General features: G+C 64.1%; 15 protein-coding genes and 1 pseudogene. 8 read left to right on the plus strand and 8 right to left on the minus strand.

Translation table 11 applies throughout. The features are described 5' to 3' along the window. Positions 1–37: 37 nt before the first annotated feature. On the minus strand, positions 38–1,867 hold the full coding sequence (gene typA, locus LB516_RS09910) for a translational GTPase TypA (RefSeq protein WP_015315136.1): 1,830 nt from the start codon (positions 1,865–1,867) through the stop codon (positions 38–40). Positions 1,868–2,065: 198 nt separating this feature from the next. On the opposite strand from typA, the gene LB516_RS09915 reads away from it, so the two are divergent. Further along, positions 2,066–2,347: a hypothetical protein gene (locus tag LB516_RS09915; RefSeq protein WP_140874660.1), complete on the plus strand. Its 282-nt coding sequence runs from the start codon at positions 2,066–2,068 to the stop codon at positions 2,345–2,347. A gap of 193 nt (positions 2,348–2,540) precedes the next feature. On the opposite strand, the gene LB516_RS09920 is transcribed toward LB516_RS09915, so the two are convergent. Further along, a complete protein-coding gene (locus tag LB516_RS09920; protein WP_224591829.1) occupies positions 2,541–3,824 on the minus strand; it encodes an MFS transporter in 1,284 nt (427 codons plus the stop codon). Between the two features lie 74 nt (positions 3,825–3,898). On the opposite strand from LB516_RS09920, the gene LB516_RS09925 reads away from it, so the two are divergent. Both LB516_RS09925 and LB516_RS09930 read left to right on the plus strand, forming a co-directional pair. Beyond that, positions 3,899–4,516 (plus strand): TetR/AcrR family transcriptional regulator, encoded by a 618-nt coding sequence (locus LB516_RS09925; protein WP_015315134.1) that lies wholly within the window; start codon positions 3,899–3,901, stop codon positions 4,514–4,516. 44 nt (positions 4,517–4,560) lie between these two features. Further along, a complete protein-coding gene (locus LB516_RS09930; RefSeq protein ID WP_140719846.1) occupies positions 4,561–5,154 on the plus strand; it encodes a hypothetical protein in 594 nt (197 codons plus the stop codon). A gap of 9 nt (positions 5,155–5,163) precedes the next feature. On the opposite strand, the gene ppa is transcribed toward LB516_RS09930, so the two are convergent. From ppa to LB516_RS09960, 6 genes are all read right to left on the minus strand, one after another. Next, positions 5,164–5,697 carry an inorganic diphosphatase gene (ppa, locus tag LB516_RS09935; protein WP_224719438.1) on the minus strand — a complete coding sequence of 178 codons (534 nt, stop codon included), beginning with the start codon at positions 5,695–5,697 and terminating at the stop codon, positions 5,164–5,166. Between the two features lie 190 nt (positions 5,698–5,887). Further along, positions 5,888–6,394 carry a GNAT family N-acetyltransferase gene (locus LB516_RS09940; RefSeq protein ID WP_015315131.1) on the minus strand — a complete coding sequence of 169 codons (507 nt, stop codon included), beginning with the start codon at positions 6,392–6,394 and terminating at the stop codon, positions 5,888–5,890. A gap of 244 nt (positions 6,395–6,638) precedes the next feature. After that, positions 6,639–7,277, minus strand: a complete 639-nt coding sequence (locus LB516_RS09945) for a TPM domain-containing protein (protein ID WP_224719439.1) — start codon at positions 7,275–7,277, stop codon at positions 6,639–6,641. Positions 7,278–7,286: 9 nt separating this feature from the next. Continuing rightward, positions 7,287–8,177 (minus strand): TPM domain-containing protein, encoded by an 891-nt coding sequence (locus LB516_RS09950; protein ID WP_224719440.1) that lies wholly within the window; start codon positions 8,175–8,177, stop codon positions 7,287–7,289. Positions 8,178–8,181: 4 nt separating this feature from the next. Then, positions 8,182–9,015: a TPM domain-containing protein gene (locus LB516_RS09955; RefSeq protein WP_411908826.1), complete on the minus strand. Its 834-nt coding sequence runs from the start codon at positions 9,013–9,015 to the stop codon at positions 8,182–8,184. Between the two features lie 77 nt (positions 9,016–9,092). After that, positions 9,093–9,731, minus strand: coding sequence for a LemA family protein (locus LB516_RS09960; protein ID WP_015315127.1), 639 nt, complete (start codon positions 9,729–9,731; stop codon positions 9,093–9,095). A gap of 163 nt (positions 9,732–9,894) precedes the next feature. Between LB516_RS09960 and LB516_RS09965 the strand changes: the two genes are divergently transcribed. The 5 genes and pseudogenes from LB516_RS09965 (at position 9,895) to LB516_RS09985 (ending at position 13,055) form a co-directional block, all read left to right on the plus strand. Continuing rightward, a complete protein-coding gene (locus tag LB516_RS09965) occupies positions 9,895–10,146 on the plus strand; it encodes a hypothetical protein (RefSeq protein WP_023771802.1) in 252 nt (83 codons plus the stop codon). Positions 10,147–10,159: 13 nt separating this feature from the next. Beyond that, the gene (gene pdxY, locus LB516_RS09970; protein ID WP_140616546.1) at positions 10,160–11,044 is read left to right on the plus strand and encodes a pyridoxal kinase PdxY; all 885 of its coding nucleotides are present in this window, start codon (positions 10,160–10,162) and stop codon (positions 11,042–11,044) included. Next, positions 11,041–11,832 (plus strand): annotated as a pseudogene (locus LB516_RS09975) (DUF429 domain-containing protein). Before pdxY ends, LB516_RS09975 begins: the two are co-directional and overlap by 4 nt. Positions 11,833–11,979: 147 nt before the next feature. Continuing rightward, complete coding sequence (locus LB516_RS09980) at positions 11,980–12,624, plus strand: carbonic anhydrase (RefSeq protein ID WP_208699123.1); 645 nt, start codon at positions 11,980–11,982, stop codon at positions 12,622–12,624. Then, positions 12,621–13,055, plus strand: a complete 435-nt coding sequence (locus LB516_RS09985) for a nuclear transport factor 2 family protein (RefSeq protein ID WP_224719441.1) — start codon at positions 12,621–12,623, stop codon at positions 13,053–13,055. The genes LB516_RS09980 and LB516_RS09985 overlap by 4 nt, the downstream gene beginning before the upstream one ends. The last annotated feature ends 3 nt before the right edge of the window (positions 13,056–13,058 follow it).

The raw sequence follows: 13,058 nt of genomic DNA on the forward strand, positions 1-13,058 counted from the left end.
AGTGCTCCGCCCTCTCAAACTCTCGGAAAGGGAAACTTTACGCCGCGCCGACCGCCTTCGACGACTTCTCGAAACGCTTGCGCTCGTTCGGGTCGAGATAGAGTTTGCGCAGGCGAATGGTCTTCGGCGTCACCTCGACCAGTTCGTCGTCCTGGATCCAGGCCAGCGCGCGCTCCAGCGTCATGCGGATCGGCGGGGTGAGCTTGACCGCCTCGTCCTTGCCGGCGGCGCGGATGTTGGTCAGCTTCTTGCCCTTCAGCACGTTCACTTCGAGATCGTTGTCCCGGCTGTGGATACCGATGATCATGCCCTGATAGACCTTGACGCCGGGATCGATGACCATCGGACCGCGATCTTCAAGGTTCCACATGGCGTAAGCCACCGACTCGCCCTGTTCGTTGGAGATCAGCACGCCGTTGGTGCGGCCAGGCAACTCGCCCTTGTAGGGCTCGTAGGCATGGAACAGCCGGTTCATCACGGCGGTGCCGCGCGTATCGGTCAACAGTTCCGATTGGTAGCCGATCAGGCCGCGCGTCGGCGCATGGAAAACGATGCGCTGGCGGTTGCCGCCCGAGGGACGCAGCTCGACCATTTCGGCCTTGCGCTCCGACATCTTCTGCACGACGACGCCGGCATGCTCCTCGTCGACGTCGATGACGACTTCCTCGACCGGCTCCAGCAATTCGCCATTCTCGCCCTTCTGCATGACGACGCGCGGACGCGAGACGGCGATCTCGAAACCTTCGCGGCGCATGGTCTCGATCAGGACGGCGAGCTGCAATTCGCCGCGGCCGGAAACGAAGAACGAATCCTTGTCGGGCGATTCTTCGATTTTCAGCGCGACATTGCCTTCGGCCTCGCGCAGCAGACGGTCACGGATGACGCGACTGGTCACCTTGTCGCCTTCGGTGCCGGCCAACGGGCTGTCGTTGACGAGGAAGGACATGGTCACGGTCGGCGGATCGATAGGCTGTGCATGCAGCGCCTCGGTCACCGCCAGGTCGCAGAACGTGTCGGCGACGGTGCCCTTGGACAGGCCGGCGATGGCGACGATGTCACCCGCCTGCGCTTCTTCGATCGGCTGACGCTCAAGGCCGCGGAAAGCGAGAATCTTTGAAATGCGGCCGGTCTCGATCTGGGTGCCGTCATTGTGCAGCACCTTGACCGCCTGGTTGGACTTCAGCGTGCCGCTCTCGATGCGGCCGGTGATGATGCGGCCGAGGAACGGATTTGCTTCCAGGATAGTGCCGATCATGCGGAACGGGCCGGGATGAACGGTCGGCGCTGGCACATGCTTGATGACGAGGTCGAACAGCGGCGCAAGCTGCTGGTCCTTCGGGCCTTCCGGATTTTCCGACACCCAGCCGTCGCGGCCCGAACCATAAAGGATCGGGAAGTCGAGCTGCTCGTCGGTGGCGTCGAGCGCGGCGAACAGGTCGAACACCTCGTTGACCACCTCGACATGGCGCGCGTCCGGCCGGTCGATCTTGTTGATGACGACGATCGGCCTCAAGCCGACCTTGAGCGCCTTGCCGACCACGAACTTGGTCTGCGGCATCGGGCCTTCGGCGGCATCGACCAGCACGATGGCCGAATCCACCATCGACAGGATGCGCTCGACCTCACCGCCGAAATCGGCGTGGCCGGGCGTGTCGACGATGTTGATGCGCGTGTCCTTCCAGTCGACCGAGGTCGCCTTGGCCAGGATGGTGATGCCGCGTTCCTTTTCGAGATCGTTGGAATCCATGGCGCGCTCGGCGACGCGCTGGTTGTCGCGGAAGGAGCCGGACTGTTTCAAAAGCTGGTCGACCAGGGTGGTCTTTCCATGGTCGACGTGCGCGATGATCGCGATATTACGGAGGTTCATGATTCTGGTCTCGGAAGCGTTGCAGGCAGCAGGCCAAGGGCGCTGCCTCTTTCGGTTGCGCGGCTCATACAGGGTTTTTCGCAGTTGCGAAAGGGGACGCGCGACACCAAATACTCATCAAATCTTAAGCATCTGCGTGTGAAATGATTTTGTTAACCAAGGCGGGAACCTTTTCAGGGCCCGGACAGTTCGAACGTGATGACCGATAGACTCAACCGATTTTGGCCGCTTATCGCTTCCGCCGCCTTTGCGATGCTGCTGGCGGCCAACGCCGCGCAGTCGGCCGCGACGCTGGAGGAAACGCGCCCTGTCCTGCCGGCTGATGCGCCTTCCGCACAACAGGCCTTTGCCGACGCGCCCGACGGCGTCGACCCCGTGGTGACGGGGCCGGTCAGTGCCGCCTTCAAGCAGAGACAGGCGAGCGCCAACTGCGACGCGGCGGTCTGGCCCAACATTCCAATGGTCTGCTACCCCGACTGATCGTCCGCGCCCGTTCTTACACGCCGAGGTGTGTTGAGATTCAGGTCAGGCCGGGCCGAAAATAGTGGTTTTCGAGAATCCGAGCGGAGCGTACATTTTGTACGTGAGCTCAATTCTACTGCGACGCAGTAGAACGGAGAAGCGCAGGAATCCGCCGTTTGCAGGCCGGCCTCACCTGAATTATCGACGCGCCTCAAGCCGCCTGCGGTTCGGGATCGAAGGCCGGCCGGCTGGTGTTGATCAGGAGCGAAATACAAGCCGCCGCGATCGCCGTCATGCCGGCAATCAGGAACGCCAGTTCGTAGTTGCCCTGCAGTTCGCGCATGGTGCCGCCGAAGGCAGCAGCGGTGGCGGCACCCACCTGATGGCCGGCCACGATCCAGCCGAACACGATCGGCCCGCTGCGGTCGCCGAAGGCTTCGTTGGCGAGCCTTAAAGTCGGCGGCACGGTGGCGATCCAGTCGAGACCATAGAGCACCGCGAAGATGATCAGGCTGGTTGCCGAGAAGCCGGAATAGGGCAAATAGATCAGCGACAGGCCACGAATGGCATAGTAGACGCCGAGCAGCTTGCGCGGGTCGTAGCGGTCGGTGAGCCAGCCGGACAGCGTGGTGCCGATCAGGTCGAAAATGCCCATCATCGACAACAGGCCGGCGGCCTGCACCTCGCCGATACCCATGTCGCCGCAGAAGGCGATCAAATGCGTGCCGACCAGCCCGTTGGTGGTGAAGCCACAGACGAAGAAAGTGGCGAACAGGTACCAGAAAACCCGCGTGCCGGCGGCGCGGCGCAGCGTGCTGAGCGTATGCGCCAGGAAATTACCTTGTGATGCGGGCGAAGTCGGCGGCACATCATCCGCCTCGGCCCCATAACGCACCATTCCGATCGAGGCCGGGCGCTCCGGCACCAGCAACCAGACCAGAGGGATCAACGCCGCGGTGGCGATCGCGACAGCGATGACGACAGGCTGCCAGCCGCCTGACTGGGCGAGCGAGGCGATGAGCGGCAGGAAAATCAGCATGCCGGTGGCGCTGGAGGCCGACATCAGCCCCATGACAAGACCGCGATTGGTCTTGAACCAGCGGTTGACGATGGTGGCGCCAAGGACGCTGGCGACAGCGCCGGATCCGATGCCGGAAAAAACGCCCCAGGTGATGAACAGATGCCATGGCTTGGTCATCAGCAGGCTGAGCGTGGTCGAAGCCGACATCACCACCAGCGACGCCAGCAGCGTGCGGCGCAGCCCGATGCGCTCCATGAGCGCGGCGGCGAACGGACCGGTCAGCCCATAGAGCAGGATGCCGACGCCCGCGGCCAGCGAAATGACGTCGCGCCGCCAGCCGAAGCTGTTTTCGAGCGGCAGCATCATGACGGAAGGCGCCGAGCGCAGGCCGGCCGCGATCAGCAGGCAGAGGAAGATGACGCCCACCACCACGAAAGCGTAGCGCTGGCCAAAGGGACGGGATTGAGCTATCATGTTACTGACCGGTACGTTGCAAGATGGGAGCATGTATACGTACCGATCGGTAACATTGTCAATCGAGTCCCATGATGCCAAGCGACAAAAATATTGAACTGACCATCAGCGACGGTCATGCGTCGGCGCCACCGAAGGCCGCCAAGAAGATTCTCGACGTGGCCTATGACCTGTTCTACCGGCGCGGTATTCGGGCGATCGGCGTCGACGAAATCGTCAAGCGTGCCGGCGTCACCAAGCCCAGCCTCTATCGCAGCTTTCCCTCCAAGGACGAGCTGGCCGCCTCCTACCTCAGGCAATACGATCTTGAATATTGGGAGCGTTTCGACGAGGCCGTCGCCGCCAATCCCGGCGACCCGCGCGCTCAGATCAAGGCTTTCCTGACCCGCATCGGCAAGCGAACGCAGGTGGCGGACTATCGCGGCTGCGGCATGACCAATGCGGCGGTCGAATATCCCGACCACAGCCATCCGGCTCGCGTCGTCAGCGAGGCCAACAAGCAGGAATTGCGCCGCCGCCTGCGCGCCATGGCGGCTGCGATGGGCGCGCAAGACCCCGACACGCTGGGCGACGGGTTGCTGCTGCTTATCGAAGGCGCCTATATCAGCGGCCAACTGTTCGGCCTCGGCGGACCCGCGCAGTCGGTTGCCCGCAACGCCGACCTGCTGATCGAAGCCAGCTTGAAGAAATAGCGATTGGCGATACGCTGGGACGACCTCCAACTGAGATCTCCGCCATGCGCAGCCTGTTGATCCCGCTCACCTTCGCCGGCCTTTGCCAGGCGGCACAGGCCGGCGACATATCCAGCACCTACACCGACCTCGACTGGAAGAAGGACTGCGTGACCTATGCGCAGGCCGGGCAGGGCGACGGCGACTGGGCCGACCTCGCCTGCTCCGGCTATCGCGGCTATCCCGTGCTGGTCGGATATGACGACGCCCGCGAATCGCTGTTCTATGGTTTTCCGCCCGGCGGCGACATGACGTCCACCTGGGAAAGTTTTTCCGCCTTGAATTCGTCCGGAGCCAAGGTCGAGTGGCGCGTCGAAACCAATGGCGACAAAGCCGTGCCGTTCGCGGTCATCCACCGCCGCTCGATCAGCAATGGCGAGGACGAGACCAAGAAGACCGAGGTGCTGCTCGTCGCCAAGGTCGCCCAGATGGACGCCCGGGACGGCTGCACCGTCGGCCTGGTGTTGGCCACCGGCAACCCCGCCGCCAACGACCAGGCGCGCAAGATCGCCGACGAGAAGGCGAAAGGCTTCGCCTGCGGCAAGGACAAGCGCGTGGTGATTGGCGACGTGCCGGCTTTCGGCCGGGTCGATAACTGACCGCTCGAGCTACTTGTTCGCCTTCGCCCGGTCGATCGCGTCCATGATCATCCTCTTGGCGTATTTGGAATCATGCCAGCCCTCGATCTTGACCCATTTGCCGGGTTCCAGATCCTTGTAGTGCTCGAAGAAGTGCTGCACTTGCTGGCGCGTGATGTCGGGCAGCTGCGTGTATTCGGTGACGTTCTCGTAGCGCAGTGTCAGCTTCGGTGACGGCACCGCGATGATCTTTTCATCCTGGCCGGCATTGTCTTCCATGATCAGCACGCCGATCGGCCGCACGTTGATCACGCAGCCCGGCACCAAGGCGCGCGTGTTGCAGATCAGCACGTCAATCGGGTCGCCGTCGCCCGACAGCGTGTGCGGCACGAAACCGTAATTGCCGGGGTAGCGCATCGAGGTGTGCAGGAAGCGGTCGACGAACAGCGTGCCGGCCTCCTTGTCCATCTCGTACTTGATCGGCTCGCCGCCGATCGGCACCTCGATGATGACATTGACGTCCTCAGGCGGATTCTTTCCGGTGGCTATAGCTTCGATGCGCATGTCTTTTGTCCCTCTCTCGGTCGGCAGGAGATAGCGGGCGGCGCAAAATGGTGCAATGCGGCGAATGGTGCTTACAGGCGTCCGGCGAGACGCGATGGCGGTCGACCCGTTCAATCATCGGCACAAGATGTTTCAAGGTCGTGATGTGCGTGAGCCCGGGACCACACCTTCCGCGATTATCCCCAGGCGGTCACTCCCAGACGAAGGCGACCTTCTTCAGCGCCTTCTGCTCGAAAATCTCGACCCCTTCGGCGATGTCGCGGCCGCCGGCCCCGGCATAGAAGGCAAGTGCGTTCTGATTGTCTTCCAGCGCCCACACCACCATGCCTTTCAGCCCATGGTCGGCGAGACGTGCCCTGGCCGCCGAAAACAGCCGCCTGCCGAGCCCGATGCCCTGATATTCCGGGCGCAGGTACAATTCGTAGATCTCGCCCTGCTGCTTGAGCTCCTTGGCGCGGTTCTTACCGATCGTCGCATAGCCGGCGATCGTGCCGCCGATCTCGACAACGAGGACCGTGGCGGCGCGGCGGATGGCGTTGGCCCACCAGTCGCTTCCGCGACGGTTGATCATAGATGTCAGCGTGCGGTGCGGAATGATTCCGCTATACGCGCCGCGCCAAGCCTCGAGGTGCACTTCGGCGATGGCGCCGGCATCGCGCGGGTCTGCCTTCCGAATGTCGATCGTCAGCGTATTCATGATTTGTTAACCATAAACCCGCATCGCCCGATTGCAAGAGTCCCGGCGGCCGATGGTCCGCTTTCGCACAGACGATCATGACACTGCCGACATTGGCCAAAGCCTGCCTGAAAACGCGCTCAGCCGAGGCGGATGGCGCGGCTTTCGAGTACCGAAACCCAGCGGACTTTTAGGTCCGTGGGCATCGGAAGCGCAGAAAGCCGCGTCAGGCGTCCGGCTGAGTAGCGTTTGCAGGTAGGGCTTTTCAGATTTCGACCAGATGGTCGTCGAGCTCGTTGGTATCGCCCGAAGTAACCGGAAAGTGCTCGGCCAGCACGGCCCCGACCCCCTCGATCGCCTTGACGAAACCGTCGGCAAGCCGATCGTGGCCGGCATGCGCGGTCAGATCGCGCACCACGCCGTCCCAGACATGCTGGCCGACCTTGGCAGCGATGCCCGAATCGGCGACCACTTCGGCGTAGCGCTCGGCGATCGAGACGAAGATCAGCACGCCGGTGCGCGCCGTGGTGCGGTGGACGTTGCGGGCGAGGAACTGCTTGACCGCATTGGCGTGCGCAGCCTGATAGCGCAGCCGACGCGGCACCATATGGATGCGCAGGCCGGGCAGCGTCCACAACAGGGCCAGCACGCAGGCCATGGCCAGCAACTGAGCGATGACGAAATGTGGCAGGCGGATGGTGAGCCACCAGGCCTCCAGCCCATAGGCGACCGCGAGGCTGACGACCAGCATGCCGAGGGTCGCCATCAAGGCTGCGGGAGCGAAGTAGCCGTCGCTGGCATGCGCCACGACGCAGTAGATCTCGCCGTCGGTTTGCGCTTCGGCGGCGCGGATCGCAGCGGCGATGCGCTCATGATCCTGCGGGCTGATCGGTCGTGTCGCCATGATCTTGTCTCACCAGCTTCCTGAAGAACCGCCACCGCCGGACGAGCCGCCGCCACCGGAAAACCCGCCGCCACTGCTTGACCCGGCCGACCAGCCACTGCCGGAACCACCCGAGGACCAGCCGCCGCCCGACGACCTTGTCGTCCAGCCGCTGGTTCCGGATGATCCGCCCGCACCCTGGCCATAACGAAACGTCATACCCAGCCATCGATACACGCCCGGCGACAGCTTTGTGCCGAACATCGGCGGCAGGAAGGCCATTGCCAGGCCACCGAAGAACATCGTCGCCCACAGGATCAGGAACACCGCGACGACCGGATCCATGGGGGTGCTGCTGTCGGCGGGATTGCGCCGGCCGCGCGCCTCCAACTCCTCCGGATTGCCGTTCAGCACCATGATCATGTCGTCGACGGCCTTGGAGATGCCGCCGGAGAAATCGCCGGCGCGGAAGGCCGGCACCATGTCGTTCTCGATGATCAACTTGGTGTGCAGGTCGGTCAGCGTGCCTTCCAGCCCATAGCCGACTTCGATGCGCATCTTGCGGTCGTTTGGCGCGACCAAAAGCAGGACACCGTTATTCTCCTTGGCCTGGCCGAGCTTCCAGAAGCGGAACAGCCGGTTGGCGTAGGGCTCGATCTCCTCGCCGCCGAGGCTGGGAATGGTGGCGACGACGATCTGGTCGGAGCCCTTGGTTTCGAAGTCCGCCAGCTTCTGCGTCAGCGCGGCACGTGTGCCGGCATCGATGATGCCGGCATTGTCGACCACGCGGCCGGTGAGAGCCGGAAGGTCGGCGGCCACGGCGGCGATCGAGGCAAGCAGCAGAGACGCCAGGATGATCAAGGCCAGGCGCAGCCGCGAAGCGCATTGGCCGGGCATTGAAGGGACGGCAGCTCTGGCCATGGCCTTACCAGCCTCCCGAGGAGCCGCCGCCGCCGGACGAACCGCCGCCGCCCGAAAAACCGCCACCGGAGGACCCTCCGCCGGAGGACCAACCGCCGCCGCCGGACGACCAGCCGCCGGACGATGATCGCCGGTGCGGCTCGAAGGTCATGCCGAGCCAGCGATAGCGTCCGGGCCCGAGTTTCTGGCCGAAGATCGGCGGCAGGACCGAGGCCGCGATGCTGCCGAAGAAAATGATCGCCCAGATGCCGATAAAAATGGCGAAGAACAGGTCGTCGGAATTGAATGGTGCCTGCTCGTTGCGCTTGCCGCGCGCTTCCAGTTCTTCCGGATTGCCCTCCAGCACCATGATCATGTCGTCGACGGCCTTGGAGATGCCGCCCGGGAAATCGCCGGCGCGGAAGGCCGGCACCATGTCGTTCTCGATGATCAGCTTGGTGTGCAGGTCGGTCAGCGTGCCTTCCAACCCGTACCCGACCTCGATGCGCATCTTGCGGTCGTTTGGCGCGACCAAAAGCAGGACGCCGTTGTTCTCCTTGGCCTGGCCGAGCTTCCAGAAGCGGAACAGCCGGTTGGCGTAGGGCTCGATCTCCTCGCCGCCGAGGCTGGGAATGGTGGCGACGACGATCTGGTCCGAGCCCTTGGTTTCGAAGTCGGCGAGTTTTTGGGTCAGCGCCGCACGTGTGCCGGCATCGATGATGCCGGCATTGTCGACCACGCGGCCGGTCAGCGCCGGAAGATCGGCGGCGAAGGCGGCGAACGGGAGGAAGAGGATGCCGGCAAGAAGGCCAAGAAAGGAAAGGTGGGCGTTCCGTAGCGCCCCCCTTGAGGAGGAGATGTCCGGCAGGACAGAGGGGGGTGTTTGCACGCCGGCGGTCCGTCTTTTCGGGAATTCGTTCCGAGGACAGTCGCCGTTCACCCGCCCTGCTTCGTGCCGAAATCGACCTTCGGCGGCTGCATCTTGTCTTCGTCGACGGTGAAGTTGGCGAAGGGCTCGTTGCCGCGGAACCAGAATGTCGCCCACAGCACCGACGGGAAGGTCTTCAGCGTCAAATTGTAGTCCCTGACCGCCTGGATGTAGTCGCGCCGCGCCACCGCGATGCGGTTCTCCGTGCCTTCGAGCTGCGCCTGCAGCGCCAGGAAATTCTGGTTGGCCTTGAGGTCGGGATAGGCTTCCGACACCGCGATCAGCCGCGACAGCGCGCTGGTCAGCCCGGCCTGGGCATCCTGAAACTTCTTGAGGGCTTCCGGATCCTTCAGCGTTTCGGGCGTCACCGTGATCTGCGTCGCCTTGGCGCGCGCTTGGACAACCGCGTCGAGCGTGTCCTTTTCATGCGAGGCATAGCCCTTGACCGTCTCGACCAGATTGGGAATGAGGTCGGCGCGGCGCTGATACTGGTTCAACACCTCGCTCCATGCCGCCCTGGCGTTTTCTTCCGCCGTCGGGATCGTGTTGTAGCCGCAGCCGGCAAGCAGCGGCAGCACGATTGCCATCATCAGGAAGGCGGGCAACGTGCGAAATGTCGATGGTCGAGCAAGGCGCTGGGCAAGCATGAAGGGATCCCTCGATAGAAGTTGCATCCGAAGCATTACCACAATCGGCGCGCAAGAAAACGGCCTCGGCCTCTGAAGCAGGCTCGGCATGAATTGTGCCCGCGCAAGGCCCTGTGATTGGCCCGGTGAACGCGATAAGGTTCGATCAGAACGGGATATCATCATGGCGAAACGCCAGGACAGCGACAGCGAATCGCGCCGTATCCTCCAGCGCGTCGCGCAGGAGACCGATCCGGCCGGCAATTCTTTCGTGGCACGGACGACGAAAGGCGTGCGCGACCACGTCTCCGCGGCCGATGCCGATCGCACGGATCCGATCGAAGTCTGGGGCACGCGTGTTGGCAGGATACTCGGCCTGCTTCTGGCGCTGGGCCTGATGGTCTGGCTCGTGCTTTTCCTCACCCGGGGCAGCTAGGAATCAAGAAACAATGAGCGCCGAAAAAACCGACGCGCCGCACGCGGTCATCGTCATTTCCAGCCATGTCGCGCGTGGCTCCGTTGGCAACCGCGCGGCCGTCTTCGCGCTGGAGACACTGGGCTTTCCGGTCTGGGCCGTGCCTACGGTCACCCTGCCCTGGCATCCCGGCCATGGCCGCGCGACCCGCATCGTGCCGCCGCTCGACCAGTTCAAGGCGCTGATGGCCGATCTGGAGCGCGCGCCGTGGCTGGGCGAGGTCGGGGCCGTGCTGTCGGGCTATCTCGGCGAGGCCGGCCAGGCCGAGGCGGTCGCCTCGCTGGTCGCCGCGGTCAAGGCGAGGACGCCCGATGCCGTCTATATCTGCGATCCGGTGATGGGTGATTCCGGCGGCCTCTACGTGCCCGAGCCCACCGCCGCCGCCATGCGCGACCGGCTGATGCCGATCGCCGACATCGCCACGCCCAACCGCTATGAGCTAGAATGGATGGCCGGCGCGCCGCTGCCCGATCTGAAATCGGTGATCTCGGCCGCACTCCATGCCGGACCGTCGACCATGCTGGTCACCTCGGCTCCGTCGATGATGTCAGGCGGCACAGGCAATCTGCTGCTCGACGGCACCCAGGCGCTGCTGGCCGAACACCGCCTGATCGACAAGCCGCCGAACGGCCTTGGCGACTTGACGGCAGCGGTCTACCTGGCGCGCATCCTGTCCGGCCAGCCGGCGATCAAGGCGCTGCAGTCGACGACGGCGGCGGTCTACGAAATCCTGGCGCGCACCGCAAAACGCGGCGGCGACGAGTTGCAGCTCGAAACCGACGCGCAGAGCCTGTCGCACCCGATGGCCATGGTCCAGCTTCGCCACCTCACGCATCCGGGGCGGGATCGCCGGGCGTGACCCCGGCCAAGGTCGTGCTCGTCGGCGCCGATGGCTGCAAGGCCGGCTGGATCGCCGTGCGGAGCGAACCCGGTTCGACACGTCGTGACCCAGATACGGCGCCTTCGGTCGATGTCTTCTCTTCGTTCGCCGCCCTGCTGGCGGCGATCCCCGATGACGCGATCGTCGCCGTCGACATGCCGATCGGTCTACCGGAATTTTCGCAAAAGGGCGGACGCGGGCCGGAAGCGCTGGTGCGGCCGCTGCTTGGCGCTCGCCAGTCCAGCGTCTTCTCGATTCCGTCCCGTGCCGCGCTCTATGCCGACACCAGCGGCTTCACCACGATCGAAGCCTGGTACGCGGCGCATATCAGGGCAAGCGAAGCGGCCAAGGCCACATCCAACCCGCCGCGCGGCGTTTCCATCCAGGCCTTCGGCATCTTTTCGAAAATCCGCGAGATCGACACATTGCTGATCGCGCGGCCCGAACTGCGCGGCCGCATCTTCGAATCGCATCCGGAAGTCGCCTTCTGTCGCCTGAACGGCGATCAGGCCATGCGGTTGCCGAAGAAGATCAAGGGCAGCGTCAATCTGGCCGGCATGGCGGAGCGCTAGGCGCTGCTTTGCCGGCACGGCTATGACATGGATTTCCTCGACCAGCTGCCGCCACGTGGTGCGGCCGCCGACGATTTCCTCGATGCGGCGGCCATGATGCTGATTGCCGGCCGCATCGCCAGCGGCGACGCGAAGCCGTTTCCCGACCCGCCTCGCGCTGACGGTTTTGGCATACCGGTCGCCATTTGGGCGTGACAATGTCGGCGGGCGTCCCGCTCTGGCGCATGGCATTTATAGCTAGCCCCTACAATTCTGCATTGCTCGTAACGGGCTTTTGCCGTTAGAGGCTTTCCTCGACCGCAACGAGCTGCCGCCTCCAACCCGGAAAGGCCTTAGCCGCCCATGCCTCATCTTCCCGAACACCTCCTCGCCGGCTACCGCAATTTCATGAACGGCCGCTACCTCACCGAGAGCGGCCGCTATCGCGAGCTCGCCCGCGAAGGCCAGGCGCCCGAGACCATGATCGTCGCCTGTTGCGACTCGCGATCCGCGCCCGAGGCGATCTTCGACGCCGGTCCGGGCGAACTCTTCGTCTTGCGCAATGTCGGCAATCTGGTGCCGCCTTACGAGCCGGACGGCGAGTTCCATTCGACCTCGGCCGCGCTCGAATTCGCGGTGCAGAGCCTCAAGGTCAAGAATATCGTGGTCATGGGCCACGGCCGCTGCGGCGGCATCCGGGCCGCGCTCGACACCAACGCCGCGCCGCTCTCACCCGGCGACTTCATCGGCAAGTGGATGAGCCTGATCGCGCCGGCCGCCGAGACGGTGTCGGCCAGCACCTTCATGACGGCGACGGAACGCCAGACGGCCCTGGAGCGCATCTCGATCCGCTACTCCCTCGCCAATCTCAGGACCTTTCCCTGCGTCTCGATCCTCGAGGGCAAGGGGCGGCTGTCGCTGCACGGAGCCTGGTTCGACATTTCGACCGGCGAGCTCTGGGTGATGAACAAGGAGACCGGCGATTTCGAGCGTCCGGTGCTGGAATGAACGGTACGGCGCGGCAGGCGATGAGCGTCCGGCCGGTCGTTTTCACGGCGGCCGCGCTGATGATGGCGATCGTTGCCGCTCGCGCCGATGACCGCGCCATCATAAGCCGCTGGTATTCGGCGCTGCTGGTCGCCGATCGCACCGAGCTGGCGGACCTGCTCGCCGACGATGTCCGCATCAAGCTCGACGACCTCGGCGTTGTCCAGAGCAAGCAGGAATTCATCGCCTCGCTCGACGAATGGAAAGGTGCGGTTGCGGGAGCTGCGATCCGCCACCGCATCGAGAAGACCGAAGGTGGGGTCACCACCGTGATCGCCTGCTACGACTTCCCCGACAATGATATGTTGATGCAGGAGACCTTCGCGGTGAGCGACAACCGCATCACCGCCAGTTCGCAGGCGGCAATCGCTGAAAACTGCGAGGGCTACTGAGGC

Origin of the sequence: Mesorhizobium sp. CO1-1-7 (genome assembly GCF_020164885.1) — a bacterium.
GTDB classification, from domain to species: Bacteria; Pseudomonadota; Alphaproteobacteria; order Rhizobiales; family Rhizobiaceae; genus Mesorhizobium; species Mesorhizobium australicum.